Genomic DNA, 18,505 nt, shown 5'->3' with positions numbered 1-18,505 from the left:
ATCGAGCGCGACCGCGACAACGATTCCAGTTGTTCACGTTCGTCGGCACTCAACATGACCGGGGGCATGCGTTGGGGCATTGCGATCTCTCCAAGATGAGATACCGCAAAGTACCAAAAATTAACGGGGCAGTACACTAGCGGTGCGTTACGCCCTGTCGCGGCGAACGCGACGGTTGTGCGTAGGGCGCGTTGCCCGGAGCCGTAAACGCACCACGGCAACCCTACAGTCCGAGGTTTTTCTCGTACGGATAACACCGCGTCACCCCGAACCCGCACGTCGATTCCCCGCCCGGCCGGAAACCGTGCTTTTCGTAGAAGACGCGAGCCGCCTCGGTGCTCGCCAGATGCACGCGCGGCAGCGCCCACTTTCCGGCCTGTTCTTCGAGCGCCGCGAGGATTGCAGCGCCGCAGCCGCGGCGCTGGGCGTCGGGACTGACGTAGCAAAGCTGGATCTCGCCGCGCCGGTTGAGCATGCCGACCCCGTTCACGCCGGCGTCGTCTTCGGTGACCACACAGAAATGGTCGAGCGAGCCGATCCAGGCGCGGAAGTTTTGAACGGTCTTGTTCGACAGCCACTGCTGCAAGGTCGCAGCGTCGTTGCGATGGTCGATCACGCACAGCTCGGTGATCGAGCGCTTCAGCACGTCGACTGCGGCTTCGGCGTCGCCTGTCCGTGCGATACGAGCGTGCATCATGTCGGCATAATAAGGCGGCCCGCCATGGAGGTCATCGTGCCCCGCCTCTTCACCGCAGTGCTCCTTGCTTGTCTTGCCTGCGCCGCGTCCGCGCAGATGCCGAACACGGTGTTCCTGGAACGCCTTACCTGGGACGAAGTCCGCGATTCGATCGTTGCAGGCAGGACGACCGTCATCATCCCGACCGGCGGCACCGAGCAGAACGGTCCGCACATGGCGCTGGGCAAGCACAACGTGCGAGTCGCCGCCAACGCCGAAGCGATCGCACGCACGCTCGGCAATGCCCTCGTCGCTCCGGTGATGGCGTACGTACCCGAAGGCAGCATCGATCCGCCCGGCGGCCACATGCGCTACGCCGGCACCATCAGCCTGCCCGACGCGGTCTTCCGCCAGGTGCTCGAGTACGCGGCGCGCAGCCTGAAGCAGCACGGATTCCGCGACATCGTGTTCATCGGCGACAGCGGTCCCAACCAGCCCGGCCAGAACGCCGTGGCTGCCGCGCTGAACGCCGAGTGGGCGGGTTCGGGCGTGCGCGTGCACGCGATCGAAGGCTACTACCGCGGAGATCGCGAAGGCGATGTCGCCGAGATGATGAAGCGCGGGATCCGCAAGGACGAGATCGGCAACCACGCCGACGTCGGCGACACATCGCGCATGATGGCGGTCGATGCGACGATGGTGCGCGCCGCGAAGCTTCAGGCCGGAGACGGCATCAACGGCATCCAGGGCGATCCGCGCCGCTCGACCGCGGAGATCGGGCGTGCGCTCAACGAGCGGTCCGTCGCGCGCGCGGTGGACCTTATCCGCAAATCCGTCGCGGCGCGCTGAGCCATGAGCGGCAGGATGACTCCCGCGGTAGCCTCGCTCACCAAGGCCCGCATCGCCTTTCAACTGCTGGAATACGACTACGACCCCGATGCCGACGAGATCGGCGTGCATGCGGCGAAAGAGCTGGGACGCGCGCCCGGGACGGTGTTCAAGACGCTGGTGGTCGCGCTCGACACCGGCGAGCTCGTCTGCGCGGTGATCCCTTCGGACGCGAGGCTCGATCTCAAAGCGCTCGCGAGCGCCGCGGGCACGCGCCGCGCGGAGCTCGCCGATCCGAAGAAAGCGGAGCGCACCACCGGTTACGTCGTCGGCGGCATCAGCCCGCTCGGGCAGCGCAAGGCGCTGCGCACCTACGTCGACGCGAGCGCGTCGGCGCTCGATGACGTGGTGGTCAACGGCGGACGGCGCGGGCTGCAGATCGCACTGCGGCCCGCCGACCTCGTCGCCGTCGCCAGGGCCGAGGTCGTGGCGCTGCGCGCGTGATCAGACGACGTCGATCTGCGTGACCTTGGCGCCTTCGAGCTTGGCGCCCGCATAGAGCCCGGCGTTGGTCAGCGCGAAGCCGACGATCGACTGCTTCGCCGTGTTCGTGTCGATCTCGCCGGTGGCGCCGACTTTCGCGACCGCGACCGAGGCATCCGCACCGACCGTCCAGCCCTTGCTCCTGCGGAAGCGTTCGAGCGCGTCCTGGGTCATGAACATGAGGATGACGGCCTGCGACTGGCCGCCGATCTGCCAGCCGATCGAGCCGCCGATGAGGCGGTAATAACCCTCCGGACGGATGGGTGTGCGCAGCACGCCGTCGCCGAATTCGCCGCCGACGCCCAGGCCGCCCGACAGCACGCGCGGGAAGACGAGGATGCCCGCGGCGCGGTCAGCCATCTCCCGCGAGCCGCGCGCGTTGGCGTAAAGCCTCTGCAGCGCGCCGTCGGCCGCGCTGTCGATTTCCTGCCGCCGGGCCACGCGGTCGGCCGGCGTGTTGGGCCGGGTGGTCGTGCAGCCGGCCGAGATCAGGCCGGCGCCGAACGCGCCGCCGGCCATGAGAAGAAATTCACGTCGCTTCATGCCTTGCTCCACAAGTCGTTACGCCCAGCTGGCGTCGCCCCTGTGCGAAGCAAGAAGCAATCCCCGTCGGGAATTCGCCGACATCGGTCCGCCGGCCGAGACGCTAGTATCCGAGCAAAGGGGGACCCCCATGGACCAGCGCACTCAGGACGCCTACGATGCGGTCGCCGCTTCGGCCTTCGGATTCGATGTGCCCGCGCAATCGCAGCGCAATCTGCGCGACCTGCAGGAGCTGCAGCCGCCGCTGACGCAGGACGAGCTGCACTTCTACAGGCGCTTCTGGAACCTGCCCCTGATCCTCGAGCATCGCTCGCAATCCTGGGACAAGATCACCGGGTCCAACCGCATGCTGTCGCTGTTCGAGCTCGCCAAGGTGCTGGCGCTCGCCGGCGGCAGGACGACGGCGACCGCGCGCAACATTCCGATCGCCGCATTGCGGGTGCCGGACGTCAGGTTCGCGGACCTGCTGGATATGCTGGGGGACGTGACGATCAACACCAGCGAGCGCGACCTGGCCAACTTCGGCAACGTCGATTTCGTCTTCTTCAAGCTCAACGTCGTCGGCACGCACGTGAACGACCAGCCCGGGTACGCCGGCGTGGCCAGGGGCTCGCCGCGCTTCTTCGACGCCGACCTACTCTTCGATAACGGCTGGATCACGCTGGACGACTGGGTGAGCTATTCCGCCGGCGGCACGTTCACGAACGATCTCCAGCCGGCATGGTACGGCTTCGTCCCGCAGGGCCTGACGGTGCAGTACGACCGCCACGGACGCACCAAGGACTATCTGTACAAATCCTACGCGCAGATCGGGCCGGCCTTTTCGCAGTATTCCAAGCCTGTCAGCAACATCGGGCGCGGCTGGATGCAGCATATGCGGCAGGAGGCGTTCTTCGGTCCGGATATCCGTTCCGGCCTGGCCCTCACGATCATCCACCACCTGCGGCTCGCAAACCCGGGGGGCGAGTTCGTCCGCAGCGCGATCGAGAAGGATTACAACCGCAAGGTGGCGATGGTCATGGGCAATATCTGGCGGCTGATCGAAGCGAAGATTCCCGGGAGCCTGAGCTACCGCGAATACCACCTGACCGCGGACATTGCGAAGGGCCGGGTGCGTCCCGGCATGCATTATTTCGCGTGACGGTCGATCCGGCTTCGGGCGCGAGCGCCTTCAGTCGTTCTCTTCGAGCTTGCGATTGATCCAGAGCGCCGCGAGGGTGCCCGCGGCGCCCGAGAGCAGATAGAGGCTGACGTAGCCGAGCCCGAAGTACGCGGAGAGGCCGAGCGCGGCCAGCGGCGCGAATCCGGCGCCGATGAGCCACGCGATATCCGACGTCAAGGCGGCGCCGGTATAGCGGTGGCGCGGGCTGAAGCTCGCGGAGAGCGCGCCCGCCGCCTGGCCGTAAGAGAGTCCCAGCAGCAGGAAGCCCAGCATGACGAACACGTCCTGCCCCAGCGCGCCGCCGTCGAGCAGCGTCGGCGCGAATCCGCTGAATACCGCGATCAGCACCGCAAAGAGACCGATGGTGTTGCGTCGCCCCAGCCGGTCGGCGATGAGTCCGGAAGCGACGACGCCGCCGATCCCCAGGAACGCGGCGACGATCTGTATCGCGAGAAACTGGGTGACCGACTGGTTCGAGTACAGGACGATCCACGACAGTGGAAACACCGCGACCACGTGGAACATCGCGTAGCTCGCGAGCGCGCCGAACGCGCCGAGCACCACGTTCACGCCCTGCGTGCGCAGCAGCTCGCCGATCGGCGACGGCTCGAGCTCGCGCGCAGCCAGCAGCTCCGCGTACTCGTTGGTGACGACCAGCCGCAATCGCGCGAACAGCGCCACCACGTTGATCGCGAAAGCCACGAAGAAAGCATAGCGCCAGCCCCAGTCCAGGAAGTCCGGCAGCGCCAGCGCGGCGTACAACAGGAGGTAGAGCCCGCTCGCGACGATGAAACCGATGGGCGCGCCGAGCTGCCCCATCATCGCGTACCAGCCGCGCTTCGAAGGCGGTGCGCTCATCGAGAGCAGCGACGGCAGGCCGTCCCACGCGCCTCCCAACGCAACGCCCTGTCCGATGCGCAGCGCCGAGAGCAGCGCGCCCGCCACCAGTCCGGCGCTCTCGTAGCCCGGGATAAACGCGATGCCCACCGTGCACGTGCCGAGCAGGAACAGCGCGAGCGTGAGCTTGGTGGAGCGTCCCCAGCGGCGCTGGATGTCCATGAACACGATCGTCCCGATCGGCCGCGCGATGAACGCGAGCGCGAACACCGCGAACGAGATCAGGGTCGCTTCGAGGTACGGCGTGAAGGTGAAGAACACCCGCGGGAAGACGAGCACCGACGCGATGGCGTAGACGAAGAAATCGAAGTACTCCGACGCGCGCCCGATGATCACGCCGACGGCGATGTCCCCCGGCGCGACCTCCGACGGATGCGACGAGACGATGCGCGCGTCGCGCTCGAGGGTGCCGGAATTCGGAGTGGACATGGCGCGGCCTCGTCAGGGTAGCTTGCGGGCCTGCTCGGCCGAGACCGGCATGGTGTGGCGGTCGACGTGGTACATGATCCACAGCGACCCCGAGAGCGCGATGACCAGGAGCACCAGCGTAAAGATGAGCGACATCCACGTCCAGCCGCCCTCGGCTTTCGAGGTCATGTGCAGAAAGAACACCATGTGCACGTAGATCTGCACCATGGCGAGCGCGAGGATGATGAAGATCGTCAGGGTCGAATTCGAGAAGACCTTGCCCATCACCAGCCAGAACGGGATCGCGGTCAGGATCACCGCCAGCACGAAGCCGGTGACGTATCCGCCCACCGTGATGTGCAGGGTGTCGTGATCCAGCTCCTGGTCGTGGAGAGCCGGTCCGTGCGGAGGGTCGAGAGGTGTGCTCATGGCAACACGCCCATCAGGTAGACGAAGGTGAAGACGCCGATCCACACGACGTCGAGGAAGTGCCAGAACATCGACAGGCACATGACGCGGCGGCGGTTCTCCGGGATCAAACCGTGCTTCTTCAGCTGCGCCATCAGGGTCACGAGCCAGACGATGCCGAAGGAGACGTGCAGTCCGTGCGTGCCCACCAGCGCGAAGAAGGACGACAGGAAAGCGCTGCGCTGGGGCCCGTAGCCCTGGTGGATCAGGTGGCTGAACTCGTACATCTCGATCCCGATGAAGCCCGCGCCGAGGAGGCCGGTGACGGCGAGCCAGAGCAGCGTGAGGTCGAGCCGCCTGCGGTTCATCGCGATCACCGCGAAGCCGTAGGTGATCGACGAGAGCAGCAGCAGCGCGGTGTTCACGGCGATCAGCGGCAGCTCGAACAGCTCGGCCCCGGACGGCCCGCCCGCGTAGCTGCGGCCGAGCACCCCGTAGGTCGCGAAAAGACACGCGAAGAGCAGCGTGTCGCTCATCAGGTACAGCCAGAAGCCGAGCAGCGTCGGCTGCTCGGGATGGTGCTCGCCCTTGATATCGTAGAAGCGCAGCGCCTCGGCGCCCGCGGGTACGGGTGCGGTGGGCTCAGCCATGGGCGGCCAGGGCTTGCGCGCGGGCGAGCTCGCTGCGCGCGACGTCGTCGGGCGCGATGTGGTAATCGCGCTGGTAATTGAAGGTGTGGACGATCGCCGCCGCGATCAGCACGACGAACACCGCCGCCGCGATGAGCCACATGTGCCAGATGAGCGCGAACCCGCAGAGCCCGGCGAGCGCGGCCAGCACGAAGCCCGCGCCGGTGTTCCTGGGCATGTGGATCGGCACGTAGCCCTCCACCGGCCGCTGATAGCCGCGGCGCTTCATGTCGTACCACGCGTCCATTTCATGCACGATCGGCGTGAACGCGAAGTTGTAGGGCGGCGGCGGCGACGACGTGGACCACTCGAGCGTGCGGCCGTTCCACGGATCGCCGGTGGTGTCGCGAAGCTGCTCGCGGCGCAGGTAGCTCACGACGAGCTGGATGAGGAACGCCGCGATGCCGAGCGCGATGAGCACCGCGCCGAACATGGCCGCGTGGACCCACGGCGACAGCGTCGCGTCGTCGATGTGCTGGAGACGGCGCGTCACGCCGTGCAGGCCGAGGACGTAGAGCGGCATGAACGCGGCGTAGAAGCCGGTCACCCAGAGCCAGAACGAGCATTTGCCCCAGAACGGGTCCAGCCGGTAGCCGAAAGCTTTCGGGAACCAGTAATAGATGCCCGCGAAGATCCCGAACAGCACGCCGCCGATGATGACGTTGTGGAAGTGCGCCACCAGGAAGAGGCTGTTGTGCAGCACGAAGTCGGCCGGAGGCACGGCGAGCATGACGCCGGTCATCCCGCCGATCACGAACGTCACGATGAACGCCACCACCCACATCATCGGCAGCTCGAAACGGATGCGCCCCCGGTACATGGTGAAGAGCCAGTTGAAGATCTTCGCGCCGGTCGGGATCGAGATGATCATCGTCGTGATCCCGAAGAACGAGTTGACGCTCGCGCCCGAGCCCATGGTGAAGAAGTGGTGCAGCCAGACGAGGTACGACAGGATGGTGATCACCATCGTCGCGTACACCATCGACGCGTAGCCGAAGAGGCGCTTGCCGCAGAACGTGGACGTGACCTCGGAGAAGATGCCGAACGCCGGCAGGATCAGGATGTACACCTCGGGATGGCCCCAGATCCAGATGAGGTTCACGTACATCATCGGGTTGCCGCCGAGGTCGTTCGTGAAGAAGTGCGTCCCGACGTAGCGATCGAGCGACAGCAGCGCGAGCGTCGCGGCGAGCACCGGGAACGCGGCGACGATGAGGATGTTCGTGCACAGCGACGTCCACGTGAAGATCGGCATCTTCATCATGGTCATGCCGGGCGCGCGCATCTTGACGATGGTCGCGATGAGGTTGATGCCGGAGAGCGTGGTCCCCACCCCCGCCACCTGCAGCGACCAGATGTAGTAATCCATCCCCACGTCGGGGCTGTGAACGATGTCGGAGAGCGGCGGATAGGCGAGCCAGCCGGTCTTGGCGAACTCGCCGACGAACAGCGACAGCATCAGCAGCACCGCCCCGAACACGGTCATCCAGAAGCTGAAGTTGTTGAGGAACGGGAACGCGACGTCGCGCGCGCCGATCTGGAGCGGCATGACGTAGTTCATGAGACCGGTCACGAGCGGCATCGCGACGAAGAAGATCATGATCACGCCGTGCGCGGTGAAAATCTGGTCGTAATGATGCGGCGGCAGATAACCCTCGGCGCCCCCGATCGCGAGCGACTGCTGGAGACGCATCATGATCGCGTCGGCGAAGCCGCGCAGCAGCATCACCAGCCCGAGGATCATGTACATGATCCCGATCTTCTTGTGGTCGATGCTGGTGATCCAGTCGCGCCACAGCGGGCCCCACCGGCGGAAATAGGTGATCGCGCCCACGATGGCGATGCCGCCCAGCGCGACCATCGCGAACGTGGCGATCAGGATCGGCTCGTGAAGGGGAATCGCCTCCCACGTGAGGCGGCCGAACAGGAGGCTGGTTGCGTCGGACGGCTCGGACATACGCTATTGCCTCCGATGGGTGTCGTCGTGTGCCGCCGGCGCCTTGTGCATCTCGCGCACCATGTCGCTCTCGCACCTCTGACCCGGAGCGACGCAGCGATTCACGATCGCGTTGAACAGATCGGGCGCGACCTCGCCGTAACGGCGCACCGGCTCGCGGTCGGTCGGTTTCTCCAGCTCGAGATACGCGGGCCGCGTGAGCGCCTGCCGCTCGGCCTTGACCTTCTCCACCCACTGGTCGAAATCGGCGGAGCTCACGCCGAGGAACCTGAAGCGCATGTTCGAGAAGCCGGCGCCGCTGTAATTCGACGAAAAACCCTCGTACTCGCCGGGCTTGTTGATCACCGCGTGCAGCGTGGTCTGCATCTTCGGCATCGCGTAAATCATGCCGGCGAGTGCCGGAATGTAGAACGCGTTCATCACCCGGGACGACGTGATCTCGAAGCGCACCGGCACGTCGACCGGCGCGGCGAGCTCGTTCACCACGGCGATCCCCTGCTCCGGATAGATGAAGAGCCACTTCCAGTCGAGCGCGACGACCTGGATCTTCAGAGGCGGCAGGTCGCGCGGCGCCTGCCGCACGTCGAGCGGCCGGTAGGGGTCGAGCGTGTGCGTGCCGATCCACGTGAGCGCGCCGAGCGCGATGATGATGAGCAGCGGCGCCGACCAGATCAGCAGCTCGAGCTGGATCGAGTGGTCCCACTCCGGCGTGTAAGGCGCGTCCTTGTTGGATGCGCGGTAGCGCCACGCGAACACGAACGTCAGCACGATCACCGGCACGATGATCAGCAGCATCAGCAGCGTGGAGACGACGAGGAGGTTCGCCTGTTCCCGCGCGATCGCGCCCGACGGCTCGAGCACCACCATATCGCAACCGGAGAGCAGCACGGCGCAGGCAACGGCCGCCAGAGGCCATGGGGGCTCGTCCCGAGCCGGAATCGCGCGCGGTGAAGAACGTGTCATCTCTCTACGGCTCGATGCTCGGGCGGCTCATATCACCATACCGAGCGCGGAAACGCAACAAAGGCGATAGCTCGGACCGACTGGTTGGGCGCACAAGCAAGGCGCGCTCCCAGCCGTCACCACGTGCAGTTAAACGGTCAGTCCGGCTTCGCGCCCGACGCTTTCACCACCTTCCCCCACTTCACGATCTCCTGGGGCATGAGCCTGGCGAGCTCCTCGGGCGTGCTGGCGACGACTTCGACGCCGAGCTCGGCGAGGCGCTTGGTGATCTCGGGCGTGTGCAGCGCTTTGCCGAACGCGTCGTAGTGCTTCATCGTCACGTCGCGCGGCAATCCCGCGGGGCCGAGCAGCGCGTACCAGCCGCTCGACTCGAACCCCGGGATCGTCTCGGCGATGGTCGGCACGTTCGGCAGCGACGCCGAGCGCTTCGCGCCGCACACCGCGATCGCGCGCAGGCGGCCGTTCCGGATGAACGGCAGCGCCGCGAGCATGGTGTTCACCTGGAACTGCACGTGGCCGGCGATCGTGTCGTTGAGCGCGGCGCCGGCGCCTTTGTACGGAATGTTGAGCACGTCGATGCCCGCCATCGACTTCAGCATCTCGACCGCGAGGAACTGCGACGTGCCGCCGGACGTGGCCGACGTGAGCTGACCCGGTTTCGCCTTGGCCAGCGCGACCAGTTCCTTCACGCTCTTCACCGGCAGCGACGGATGCACGACGAGCACCGTGGTCGTGCGCGCGAGCAGGCTGATCATCGTGAAGTCCTTGACCGAATCGAACGGGAGCTTCCCGAACAGCGTCGGGTTCACCGCGTGCGGCGTGGTCGCGATGAGCACGGTGTAACCGTCCGGCGCGGCGCGCGCGGTGTATTCGGTGCCGATGTTGGTCGATGCGCCGGCGCGGTTCTCGATGACGACGCTCTGGCCGTAGATCGCCTGCAGACGCGGGCTCAGCAGTCGCGCCAGGATGTCGGTGCCGCCGCCGGGGACCGCGGGCACGACGATGCGGATCGGTTTGGACGGGAAAGTCTGCGCGAAAACAATGGCGGGCAATGTCAGGCAGGCGGCGAGCAGCGCACGCCCGGCGTTGAATGAAGCTTTGATGTCAGTCTCCTTCTTTCGGTGTGTCTTTCGGTGTGTCTTTCGGTGTGTCTTTCGGTGCGTCTCGTTGGCCGAGGGGCGTCATTATGGTCGAAAGCACGTCGGCCGCGCCGGGCAGCGGCTCGAGATGCGGATAGCGCAGGCCGTCGAAATAGCTCACGGCCAGCGTGCGATACCAGTCGTCGCTGCGGACCAGGAGCTCGATCGGCTTCTTCGACCGCTTCGCGTCCGCGATCGCGTTCCTTAAGCCTTGCGCGCGGTAAGCACGGCCGTTCACCGCCACGAGCGTCGCGCCGCCTGCGAGGCCCGCCCTGTACGCCGGGCTGTCCCATTGCACGCTCACGATCCTGTCCTGCCGGCCGACGGTGAAGCCGAGCGTGTAGTAGAAGTCGGTCTCGTTCGTCTCGCGCTCGACCGCCTGTGCGTAGGCGCTCGCCTTCTCGCGGAACACGAGGCGCCAGCCCGCACTCTTCAGCGCCTCCGCCGCGGTGTCGCGCGTGTTGCTGTCGAGGCGCTCGCGCAGGAACGCGCGCCAGTCGTGCGGCGCGATCGCGTTCAGCGCCGCGACGATGTCTTCGAACGTATAGGTCACGACGGGCCCGGAACCGGGACGCGAGAAGAATGTCCTCGCGAAATCGTCCATCGACCGCTTGCCCTCGGTGAGCCGGCGCAGGGTCGTGTCCACTTCGAGCCAGAGGAACAGGCCTTCGCCGTAGTAATCGACGCCGCGCTGCCAGCTCGACCAGTCTCGACGCCGCACGTGCCGCATCGCCGGGTCGTTGTTGGTGTCCTGCAGATTGCGCCAGGCGCGCCCCGAGCGCTGCGCCAGGAAGGCCGCGGTGCGCGCGATCGCCTGCCGCGCCTGCTCGCGCGTGAGGAGCCCCGAGCGTGCGGCGAGCACCCAGGTCCAGAACTCGGTCTGGCCTTCGTACGTCCACAGGAGGCTGCCGCCCATCGCCTCGTTGAAGTCGCGCGTCGCGAGATCGGCCGGCCGATGGCGCTTGCCGTTCCACGCGTGGACGAACTCGTGCACGAACACCGGTCGCGCGAACGGCAGCATGTTCCAGCGCGTGAAGAAATCGGGATAGGTCGCGATCTCGGTCGAGCCCTGGTGCTCGAGCCCGATGCGCGACACCGCGTTGCTGAGCGCGACGAGGAAATCGAAACGCCGATACGGCGGAGCGCCGAACACGCGGGCGGTCTCGTCGACCGCCGCGGACAGCGCGGCGACGTGACGCGGCTCCATCTCGAGGCTCTCGTGGAGATCGGCGAAGACTTGCAGCGCAACCGGCGCCGCGCCGCGCTGGAGCTCGGCATGCGCGTGATGGCGCCCCGCCCACACCGGCGCATCGACGAGCTCGGTGAGGCTGGTCGGTTTGAAATGGACCCTGCCGCCGCTGCGACCTTCCACATCCAGCGACGATGCGTGCCGCCAGCCCGCCGGCAGCGCGATGCTCGCGCGCACACGGATGTCGTCGGTCGCGTAGCCCGCCGGATACAGGACGGCGGTGTGCCACTGGAACGCGAGGATGTGCTGCGTGACGACGATGCGTCCCTGCGTGTCGTCGAGCGGCGAGAGGTACTGGAACGACAGCTCGAGGCTCGTGACGCCTTCGGGCACGTCGACCTGGAAGGCGTGCACGTTCGCGGCGTCGCGCAGCCACGGCAGCGTCTGGCCGCCGCCGGTGATCGTGAGCCCCGCCAGCAGCGTGATCGACCCTGCCGGCGCGTGGTGGCCCGGTATCCACTGCGGATAGAGCAGCGTGAGCCTGCCGCTCGCGACGGGCACGGTCTCGCGCACGCGGACGATGCGCTTGTCGACGTCGGTCGCGTCCACGCGCAGCTCGATGACGCCCGGGTAGCCTTGCGCGGCGGCCGCCGCGTGGCACAGCACGAGGCATGCGAGCGCGACGAGCACAACGTGGACGGATCCTCGCAGTGGCGGCATCTAGCGTGGGCGGTAACGCGGCGGCAGACCGGCGGATAATGCCATAAACATACAACCGATAAATCGATACAGGAGATGACCAAGGGCCTCGCGCGCGACGACGCCTACATGCTGATGAGCGCGCAGATCGACCTGCACGTGACCCAGGTCGTCGACGGCACGCGAGGCGTGCACGCGATGATGCCGAAGGCAGTGTTCAAAAAGTAACGCCCTCGACCCACTCGCTCTTTTCGTAGGGTGCGCTAGCCGCGACAGCGGCGTAACGCACCGCGCAAGCCCGTTCGTCCTGAGCGTAGCGAAGTCGAAGGACGAACGCCGCCCAAGCACATCGCGCGTTCACCACGGGGATGCGTCCGGGTCGCGCCCGGCCAGCTTCACTTGAAGAAGTGCGAGCCGAACCAGTAGTCGTAGCTGACGCGCTTCAGCAGCTCGAGCAGGACTTCAACCGGAGCGCCATCGGCGGACACCACGGCTACGGCGAACGGCGCCTGCGGTGACGACGCAAGGCTGGTCGCGAGTAGCCAGCAAGGCCTGCCGTAGACCACGCACTCTTGCTGTAAGGGGGCGACGCAACCCGTGGAGGCGATACGATCGAGCACACCCTGGATCGGCGGCCAGTAGAGAGCATTCCTGGATGCCCGCTCGAAGCGCACCTCGGCTGCGGAGTCGGGTCCGAAGCGCAGCGCTGCGGCCTTCACCTCCGGCTGGCCACGGAGACGCTCCAGATGCTCCGGGGATTCAACGTCCATGAAGATCGCCTGATCAACCGGCTGACCGTTGAAAGTCGGAAATGGATTCCCGATCACATCCGCTGCCGCGGGTCGGGAATGACGAGAAGCAGTTCACCTCATCACGTCTTCTTCAGACAACCCGTACCCGCGCAAGCACGTCAGCAACGCTCGCCGCGCTGTCGACCGCCCACAATGCCTCCACCATCGCCTTGCGCGCGCCCTCTTCCATCAGGCCCGCGCACAGCCCCGCGAGCTTCGCCTCGACGTCGGCGTCGCTCATCGGGTTCTTCGCGTGACCCTTGGGATACGACGCTTCGCCGACGAGGCGCTCGCCGCCTCGGGTCGTCACTTCGATGCGCGTCATCAGCTTGCCCGGGAACTCCGCGGTATAGCTTTCGTTGTGCGCGATGCGGATGCGGTGCATGAGCGCGTTGACCCTGGCGTCGGCGATGCGCTCGTCGCTGAAGCTGTCGGCGCCGACGCGCCCTTCGATGAAGCCCAGGGCCAGCAGATACGGCAGGCTGTGGTCCGCGGTCTCGCGCGTCCTGGGCGACCACTTCTCGGGCTCGCTGCCGATCTCGCTGTAGGCGGTCCAGTAGGTCTGCACGTCGATCGCTTCGATGTCCTCGACGCGCACGCGCTCGCGCAAGCCGAGCGCGATGAAGAGCGGCGCCTGTGAGTGGTACTCCGACGGGAAGAACTTGAGATTGGTGCGCTCGATGCCGCCGGGCGTGCCTTTGCCGCCCAGCGCGCGCAGCTCGAACGGCCGCGTCACCTGCTCCCACAGCCCGTTCTTGCCTTCGAACGCCGCGGTCGGCCCGGTCATGCCTTTTTCGGCGAGCAGCGCGGCGAAGACGCCCGAACGCGCGGCGGCCGCGGTGGCAACGCCCTTCCACATCGCGAGCTCGCCCGCGCGGGTCTGGCGCGTCGGGATGTTGGCGGTGATTGCGATGGCGATCGCGTCGGCGGCCTGCGCTTCGGAAAGTCCGAGCAGCTTGGCGGCGCCCGCGGCGGCTCCGGCGACGACGAACACACCCTGGTCCCAGCCGAGATCGCGCAGCGGCACCGCGTCAGCGAATGCGGTGAAGACTTCGTACGCGATGACGATCGCGAGCAGCGCGTCGCGGCCGGAGCACCCGCGCGCTTCGGCCACCGCGAGCAACGCGCCCATCATGTCGCTCGGATGGCCCGAGCCGATCGAGATGAAAGTGTCGTTGCAGTCGAGATAGCGGATCGCGCACGTGTTCGCGAACGCCGCCATCTCGATCGAGGTCGACGCGCCCGAGCCGAGGATGCGCCCGGCGGGCGTGCTGCTCGCTTCCGCGGCGAGCGCGCGCGCAATGCGCGCCGGCTCGCTGTCGTAACCGCCGATCGCGCAGCCGATGCTGTCGATCAGGCGCCGCTTCGCCTGGTGCACCGTCGTGGCGGGCAGATCTTCGAAGGTGAGCGACGCGACATAGCTTGCGAGCTTCTGCGTGGTCCGGTCCATGGTGCGGTCTCCCCCAGTGGCGCTGCGCAGTCCAGTCTACGATACTTCAGGGACTGCTCATGAAGAGGAAATGGCAATGCGCGTCTCGTGGTCTCGCTCGTACATCGTCCTGCTGCTCGCCGCGGCATTGCTGGCGGGTTGCGCCGGCACCGGCACGCCCGATCATTCGCAGGGCGTTCCGATCTTCGAAGTCGATGCGACGTGGCCGCAGCTTCCCACGCAGTACAAGATCGGCGATGCCTCGAGCATCGCGTTCGACGCGGAAGACAATGCCTACGTCCTCCATCGCCCGCGCACGCTCAAGGGCGAAGACGCGAAGATGGCCGCGCCGCCGATACTCGTCTTCGATTCGGCGGGCCGCTTCGTGCGCGCCTGGGGCGGGCCGGGCACCGGCCACGAATGGCCGGCGCGCGAGCACGGCATCCACATCGACCACCGGGGTTACATCTGGGTCGGCGGCAACAACTGCATCGGCCGCAAGCTCCCGGGACAGAAGGAAGCGGGCGACGACCAGCTCATCAAGTTCAACCCGGAAGGCCGCGCGGTGCTGCAGATCGGCCGCGGCTCGCAGAGCCAGGGCAATGCCGACACCTTCAATCTGCACCAGCCTGCCGACGTGTGGGTGCTGCCCGGCACCAACGAGCTCTTCGTCGCCGACGGCTACGGCAACCATCGCGTGGCGGTGTTCGACGCCGACACCGGCGCGTTCAGACGGATGTGGGGCGCGTTCGGCAACAAGCCGGTCGACAAGGACGAGTGCCCGCCGCCGAGCCTGAAGGCCGTGCCGCCGGGTCCGGGTCCCGACCAGTTCAGCATCGTGCACGCGATCCGCGTCGCGAACGACGGCACGGTGTACGTCGCGGACCGCGAGAACCGGCGCGTGCAGATGTTCACGCGCATGGGCAAGTTCGTGAAGCAGTTGAAGCGAGCGGAAGCGCCGTTCGCCCGCAACCTCGCGCTCTCGCCCGATCCCGAGCAGCGCTTCCTCTACGTCGGGGGCGGCAGCGACATCGTGATCGTCGAGCGCAGCACGCTCGAGATCGTCGGCACGATCCAGGTGCCCGGCATGGTCGGCGGCGGCCATCACATCGCGACCGATTCGAAAGGCAATATCTACATCGCCGCGACGGCGCGCGGGCTGCAGAAGCTGGTGCTGCAGGGATTCAAAAAGCAGTGATGAGGTGGCAAACGCATACCCATCACTTCATCACTTCTCGTACTTGACCGAGGCGGTCACGAAAACGGGCGTCTGCGCCGCCGCTGCGCACGACGCGAGCGCGGCCGCGATCGCGATGAGGCGGCCGGCCCGGTTCACGAGGTCAACGGCCCTCAGGCCGCGCGCTTCGCCTGGCCGTGGCCGCAGTGCGGGCACGCCACGCCCGCGCGGAGCGTGGCGTAGCGGTTGACCGCGCGCTCGCCGGCGCGCACGCGCGCGTGGAGCTCGTCCGGATCGAACGGCTTGCTCAGGTAATCGTCGGCCCCGGCGTTGAGCGCCGCGACGAGGTCGCGCGTCTCGTTCTTCGCCGAGAGCATGATGATGTAGGTGTACTCGCCGCCTTCACGATCGCGCAGCATGTGGCAGATCTTGATGCCGTCCATGCCCGGCATCATCCAGTCGAGGATGGCGAGCTGCGGCGCGTCGGGCTGCTGGAGGATTTTCCAGGCTTCGTTGCCGTCCTTGGCGACGACGACTTCGTGCTCGACTTTGGTCAATATGGCTTCGACGAGGCGGCGCGTTGCCATCTCGTCGTCGGCGATCAGGATTCTCATGTGGGGCCCTCCGCTGATGCAGTTGATGCGTCCCCGATAACGGCAGTTCCGGGGAATCGCTTTAGCCGCGGAAGGGCCCTGAAGCGCTCAGCGAGTGTGGCTAAGTTCCTGGCCGGACTTGTGTTTTTGATGCTGTGCGGGTGCGCGCTTCGGCGCCGGAGTGTCGCTGGTCGGCAACGCTTTCGGCGCCGCGAGGGGGGCCTTCGGCGTGCCAAAGTGCACATGCGGCTTGCCGCCGGGTGCGGCGGCCGGTGCGGTGCCGTGGCCGGGGTGGGCGTAGGCGGCGACAGGCAGGGCGAATGCGGCGAGCGCGAGGAGCTGGATTTTCATCGAGAGGTTCCGGTTCGTTATCGTAGGGTGCGCGCGAGCGCACCGCGTCATTCAGCTTAATTGTAAACATCCTTCCCGCTCGATGAACGCGATGGCGTGATCGACGCCTGTGCCGTTCCCGGCGATCGCAACGAGTGCTCGTTGCGATACGTGCGGCACGTCCGATGCACATTCGTGGTCTCCAGCTCTTTTGCGCCGCGCGTGGCTCGCACGCTTGCAGGCGCGTTCCCTTGGAGACATCGAATGGCTGACACGGTCGGCGATTTTCTATTGAAACGGCTCCGGCAATGGGGCGTCGAGCGCGTCTACGGTTATCCCGGCGACGGCATCAACGGCATCATGGGCGCTTTCGGGCGCGCGAAAGACGGCATCGAGTTCGTGCAGGCGCGGCACGAAGAGCTCGCCGCGTTCATGGCGTGTGCTCACGCAAAATTCACAAATGAAGTCGGCGTGTGCCTCGCCACCTCCGGCCCGGGCGCGATCCATCTGTTGAACGGGCTCTACGACGCGAAGATGGATCACCAGCCGGTGGTCGCGATCGTCGGCCAGCAGAAGCGCATGTCGCTCGGCGGCGATTTCCAGCAGGAAGTCGACCTGCTCTCGCTCTTCGAGGACGTCGCGCACGAGTACGTGCACATGGCGGTGACGCCGTCGCAGGTACGCCATCTCGTCGATCGCGCGATGCGCATCGCGCGCGATGAGCGCACGGTGACGTGCCTGATCTTTCCGAACGACGTGCAGGACATGCCGTTCGAGCCGCCGCCACGCGTGCACGGCGCCGTCCCCACCGGCGTCGGCTATACCGGCCGCGCGCTCGCGCCGGCCGACGCGGACCTCGCGAAAGCCGCCGAAGTCCTCAACGCCGGCAGGAAGGTCGCGATGCTGGTCGGCGCGGGGGCGCTGCACGCGACCGATGAAGTCATCGAAGTCGCGGAGCTGCTGGGCGCGGGTGTGGCCAAGGCGCTGCTCGGCAAGGCCGCGGTGCCCGACGAGCTTCCGTTCGTCACCGGCTCGATCGGGCTGCTCGGCACCAAGGCCTCGTGGGAGCTTATGGACGGCTGCGACACGCTGCTCATGGTGGGCTCGGCCTTCCCCTACTCCGAGTTCCTGCCGGCCGAAGGCAAGGCGCGCGGCGTTCAGATCGACATCGACCCGCGCATGCTCTCGCTCCGCTATCCCATGGAAGTCGGGCTCGTCGGCGACAGCAAGGCGACGTTGCGCGCGCTGATCCCGCACCTGAAGCGCACGACCGACCGCACGTGGCGCGAGGACGTCGAGAAGAGCGTCGAGCGCTGGTGGCAGGTGCTCGAAGGCCGCGCGATGAACGAAGCGCAGCCGATCAATCCGCAGCGCGTGTTCTGGGAGCTCTCGCCGCGGCTTCCCGACGATTGCATCCTCACGTGCGACTCGGGCTCGTCGGCGGCGTGGTACGCGCGCGACCTGAAGATCCGCCGCGGCATGATGGCGTCGCTCTCGGGCGGGCTCGCGACCATGGGGCCCGGCGTGCCGTACGCCATCGCCGCGAAGTTCGTGCACCCTCAGCGCCACGCGATCGCGCTGGTCGGCGACGGTGCGATGCAGATGAACGGCATCAACGGGCTGGTCACCATCGCGCAGCGCTGGCGCGAATGGGCCAGTCCGCGCCTCACCATCGCGGTGCTCAACAACAGCGACCTGAACATGGTCACCTGGGAGCAGCGCGTGATGGAAGGCGATCCGCGCTATCTGCCGTCGCAGACACTGCCGAACTTTCCGTATGCCGATTACGCGCGTCTGCTGGGCCTCGAGGCCTTACGCGTCGAGAAGCCCGAGATGATCGCGCCGGCGTGGGAACAGGCGATGACCGCTTCGAAGCCGATGGTGCTCGAGTTCGTCACCGATCCCAACGTGCCGCCGCTGCCGCCGCACGTCACGAAGAAGGAAGTAAAGGCGTACCTCTCGGCGCTCATTCACGGCGATCCCGACGCGATCAAGACCGTCATCGCATCGGCCAAGGAGACATGGGAGAGCTTCTTCCCGTCGGGCAAGGCGTGATCGGCGACTGCGCCAATGCCGGCGAGCCG

19 protein-coding genes are annotated in these 18,505 nt (G+C 66.7%); 6 read left to right on the top strand and 13 right to left on the bottom strand.

The window, feature by feature from the left end; genetic code table 11:
• Window positions 1-223: 223 nt before the first annotated feature.
• Window positions 224-697: a GNAT family N-acetyltransferase gene (locus VHP37_30010; GenBank protein HEX2830611.1), complete on the bottom strand. Its 474-nt coding sequence runs from the start codon at window positions 695-697 to the stop codon at window positions 224-226.
• A 36-nt stretch (window positions 698-733) separates the two neighbouring features.
• On the opposite strand from VHP37_30010, the gene VHP37_30005 reads away from it, so the two are divergent.
• Together VHP37_30005 and ybaK are read left to right on the top strand one after the other, a co-directional pair.
• A complete protein-coding gene (locus VHP37_30005; GenBank protein HEX2830610.1) occupies window positions 734-1,525 on the top strand; it encodes a creatininase family protein in 792 nt (263 codons plus the stop codon).
• 15 nt (window positions 1,526-1,540) lie between these two features.
• Window positions 1,541-2,008, top strand: coding sequence for a Cys-tRNA(Pro) deacylase (gene ybaK, locus VHP37_30000; protein HEX2830609.1), 468 nt, complete (start codon window positions 1,541-1,543; stop codon window positions 2,006-2,008).
• Here ybaK and VHP37_29995 read toward each other — a convergent pair whose 3' ends face one another.
• Window positions 2,009-2,590: a YSC84-related protein gene (locus VHP37_29995; GenBank protein ID HEX2830608.1), complete on the bottom strand. Its 582-nt coding sequence runs from the start codon at window positions 2,588-2,590 to the stop codon at window positions 2,009-2,011.
• A 130-nt stretch (window positions 2,591-2,720) separates the two neighbouring features.
• Between VHP37_29995 and VHP37_29990 the strand changes: the two genes are divergently transcribed.
• Window positions 2,721-3,731, top strand: coding sequence for a hypothetical protein (locus tag VHP37_29990; protein ID HEX2830607.1), 1,011 nt, complete (start codon window positions 2,721-2,723; stop codon window positions 3,729-3,731).
• A 30-nt stretch (window positions 3,732-3,761) separates the two neighbouring features.
• On the opposite strand, the gene VHP37_29985 is transcribed toward VHP37_29990, so the two are convergent.
• The 7 genes from VHP37_29985 to VHP37_29955 all read right to left on the bottom strand — a co-directional run bounded on the left by VHP37_29985 (window position 3,762) and on the right by VHP37_29955 (window position 12,092).
• Complete coding sequence (locus VHP37_29985; GenBank protein ID HEX2830606.1) at window positions 3,762-5,078, bottom strand: MFS transporter; 1,317 nt, start codon at window positions 5,076-5,078, stop codon at window positions 3,762-3,764.
• 12 nt (window positions 5,079-5,090) lie between these two features.
• The gene (gene cyoD, locus VHP37_29980) at window positions 5,091-5,486 is read right to left on the bottom strand and encodes a cytochrome o ubiquinol oxidase subunit IV (protein ID HEX2830605.1); all 396 of its coding nucleotides are present in this window, start codon (window positions 5,484-5,486) and stop codon (window positions 5,091-5,093) included.
• Complete coding sequence (gene cyoC / locus VHP37_29975) at window positions 5,483-6,115, bottom strand: cytochrome o ubiquinol oxidase subunit III (GenBank protein ID HEX2830604.1); 633 nt, start codon at window positions 6,113-6,115, stop codon at window positions 5,483-5,485. Before cyoC ends, cyoD begins: the two co-directional genes overlap by 4 nt.
• A complete protein-coding gene (gene cyoB, locus VHP37_29970; protein HEX2830603.1) occupies window positions 6,108-8,111 on the bottom strand; it encodes a cytochrome o ubiquinol oxidase subunit I in 2,004 nt (667 codons plus the stop codon). Before cyoB ends, cyoC begins: the two co-directional genes overlap by 8 nt.
• Before the next feature lie 3 nt (window positions 8,112-8,114).
• Window positions 8,115-8,978 carry a ubiquinol oxidase subunit II gene (gene cyoA, locus VHP37_29965; GenBank protein HEX2830602.1) on the bottom strand — a complete coding sequence of 288 codons (864 nt, stop codon included), beginning with the start codon at window positions 8,976-8,978 and terminating at the stop codon, window positions 8,115-8,117.
• A gap of 233 nt (window positions 8,979-9,211) precedes the next feature.
• Window positions 9,212-10,126 carry a tripartite tricarboxylate transporter substrate binding protein gene (locus VHP37_29960; protein ID HEX2830601.1) on the bottom strand — a complete coding sequence of 305 codons (915 nt, stop codon included), beginning with the start codon at window positions 10,124-10,126 and terminating at the stop codon, window positions 9,212-9,214.
• 52 nt (window positions 10,127-10,178) lie between these two features.
• Complete coding sequence (locus tag VHP37_29955) at window positions 10,179-12,092, bottom strand: peptidase M61 (GenBank protein ID HEX2830600.1); 1,914 nt, start codon at window positions 12,090-12,092, stop codon at window positions 10,179-10,181.
• Window positions 12,093-12,197: 105 nt separating this feature from the next.
• On the opposite strand from VHP37_29955, the gene VHP37_29950 reads away from it, so the two are divergent.
• Window positions 12,198-12,329, top strand: coding sequence for a hypothetical protein (locus VHP37_29950; protein HEX2830599.1), 132 nt, complete (start codon window positions 12,198-12,200; stop codon window positions 12,327-12,329).
• 167 nt (window positions 12,330-12,496) lie between these two features.
• Here VHP37_29950 and VHP37_29945 read toward each other — a convergent pair whose 3' ends face one another.
• Both VHP37_29945 and VHP37_29940 read right to left on the bottom strand, forming a co-directional pair.
• A complete protein-coding gene (locus VHP37_29945) occupies window positions 12,497-12,871 on the bottom strand; it encodes a hypothetical protein (protein HEX2830598.1) in 375 nt (124 codons plus the stop codon).
• 112 nt (window positions 12,872-12,983) lie between these two features.
• Window positions 12,984-14,342, bottom strand: a complete 1,359-nt coding sequence (locus VHP37_29940) for an MmgE/PrpD family protein (protein HEX2830597.1) — start codon at window positions 14,340-14,342, stop codon at window positions 12,984-12,986.
• A 70-nt stretch (window positions 14,343-14,412) separates the two neighbouring features.
• Here VHP37_29940 and VHP37_29935 point away from each other — a divergent pair, with 70 nt between their 5' ends.
• Window positions 14,413-15,519 carry a hypothetical protein gene (locus VHP37_29935; protein ID HEX2830596.1) on the top strand — a complete coding sequence of 369 codons (1,107 nt, stop codon included), beginning with the start codon at window positions 14,413-14,415 and terminating at the stop codon, window positions 15,517-15,519.
• A gap of 152 nt (window positions 15,520-15,671) precedes the next feature.
• On the opposite strand, the gene VHP37_29930 is transcribed toward VHP37_29935, so the two are convergent.
• A complete protein-coding gene (locus VHP37_29930; protein HEX2830595.1) occupies window positions 15,672-16,112 on the bottom strand; it encodes a response regulator transcription factor in 441 nt (146 codons plus the stop codon).
• An 87-nt stretch (window positions 16,113-16,199) separates the two neighbouring features.
• Window positions 16,200-16,442, bottom strand: a complete 243-nt coding sequence (locus tag VHP37_29925) for a hypothetical protein (protein ID HEX2830594.1) — start codon at window positions 16,440-16,442, stop codon at window positions 16,200-16,202.
• A 243-nt stretch (window positions 16,443-16,685) separates the two neighbouring features.
• Between VHP37_29925 and VHP37_29920 the strand changes: the two genes are divergently transcribed.
• On the top strand, window positions 16,686-18,476 hold the full coding sequence (locus VHP37_29920; GenBank protein HEX2830593.1) for a thiamine pyrophosphate-requiring protein: 1,791 nt from the start codon (window positions 16,686-16,688) through the stop codon (window positions 18,474-18,476).
• The last annotated feature ends 29 nt before the right edge of the window (window positions 18,477-18,505 follow it).

It is taken from the genome of Burkholderiales bacterium (assembly GCA_036262035.1).
GTDB lineage: Bacteria > Pseudomonadota > Gammaproteobacteria > Burkholderiales > SG8-41 > JAQGMV01.
This window is presented reverse-complemented; position numbering and strand designations above follow the sequence as displayed.

What these genes read in the sequence shown, in the direction of transcription:
- VHP37_29990 (HEX2830607.1), top strand. Translation starts at nt 2,721, where the DNA reads ATGGACCAGCGCACTCAGGACGCCTACGATGCGGTCGCCGCTTCGGCC.
- VHP37_29920 (HEX2830593.1), top strand. Translation starts at nt 16,686, where the DNA reads ATGGCTGACACGGTCGGCGATTTTCTATTGAAACGGCTCCGGCAATGG.
- VHP37_30010 (HEX2830611.1), bottom strand. Translation starts at nt 697, where the DNA reads ATGATGCACGCTCGTATCGCACGGACAGGCGACGCCGAAGCCGCAGTC.
- VHP37_29935 (HEX2830596.1), top strand. Translation starts at nt 14,413, where the DNA reads ATGGCAATGCGCGTCTCGTGGTCTCGCTCGTACATCGTCCTGCTGCTC.
- cyoB (HEX2830603.1), bottom strand. Translation starts at nt 8,111, where the DNA reads ATGTCCGAGCCGTCCGACGCAACCAGCCTCCTGTTCGGCCGCCTCACG.
- VHP37_29940 (HEX2830597.1), bottom strand. Translation starts at nt 14,342, where the DNA reads ATGGACCGGACCACGCAGAAGCTCGCAAGCTATGTCGCGTCGCTCACC.
- ybaK (HEX2830609.1), top strand. Translation starts at nt 1,541, where the DNA reads ATGACTCCCGCGGTAGCCTCGCTCACCAAGGCCCGCATCGCCTTTCAA.
- VHP37_29930 (HEX2830595.1), bottom strand. Translation starts at nt 16,112, where the DNA reads ATGAGAATCCTGATCGCCGACGACGAGATGGCAACGCGCCGCCTCGTC.
- VHP37_29945 (HEX2830598.1), bottom strand. Translation starts at nt 12,871, where the DNA reads ATGGACGTTGAATCCCCGGAGCATCTGGAGCGTCTCCGTGGCCAGCCG.
- cyoA (HEX2830602.1), bottom strand. Translation starts at nt 8,978, where the DNA reads ATGGTGGTGCTCGAGCCGTCGGGCGCGATCGCGCGGGAACAGGCGAAC.
- cyoD (HEX2830605.1), bottom strand. Translation starts at nt 5,486, where the DNA reads ATGAGCACACCTCTCGACCCTCCGCACGGACCGGCTCTCCACGACCAG.
- cyoC (HEX2830604.1), bottom strand. Translation starts at nt 6,115, where the DNA reads ATGGCTGAGCCCACCGCACCCGTACCCGCGGGCGCCGAGGCGCTGCGC.
- VHP37_29925 (HEX2830594.1), bottom strand. Translation starts at nt 16,442, where the DNA reads ATGAAAATCCAGCTCCTCGCGCTCGCCGCATTCGCCCTGCCTGTCGCC.
- VHP37_29985 (HEX2830606.1), bottom strand. Translation starts at nt 5,078, where the DNA reads ATGTCCACTCCGAATTCCGGCACCCTCGAGCGCGACGCGCGCATCGTC.
- VHP37_29950 (HEX2830599.1), top strand. Translation starts at nt 12,198, where the DNA reads ATGACCAAGGGCCTCGCGCGCGACGACGCCTACATGCTGATGAGCGCG.
- VHP37_29995 (HEX2830608.1), bottom strand. Translation starts at nt 2,590, where the DNA reads ATGAAGCGACGTGAATTTCTTCTCATGGCCGGCGGCGCGTTCGGCGCC.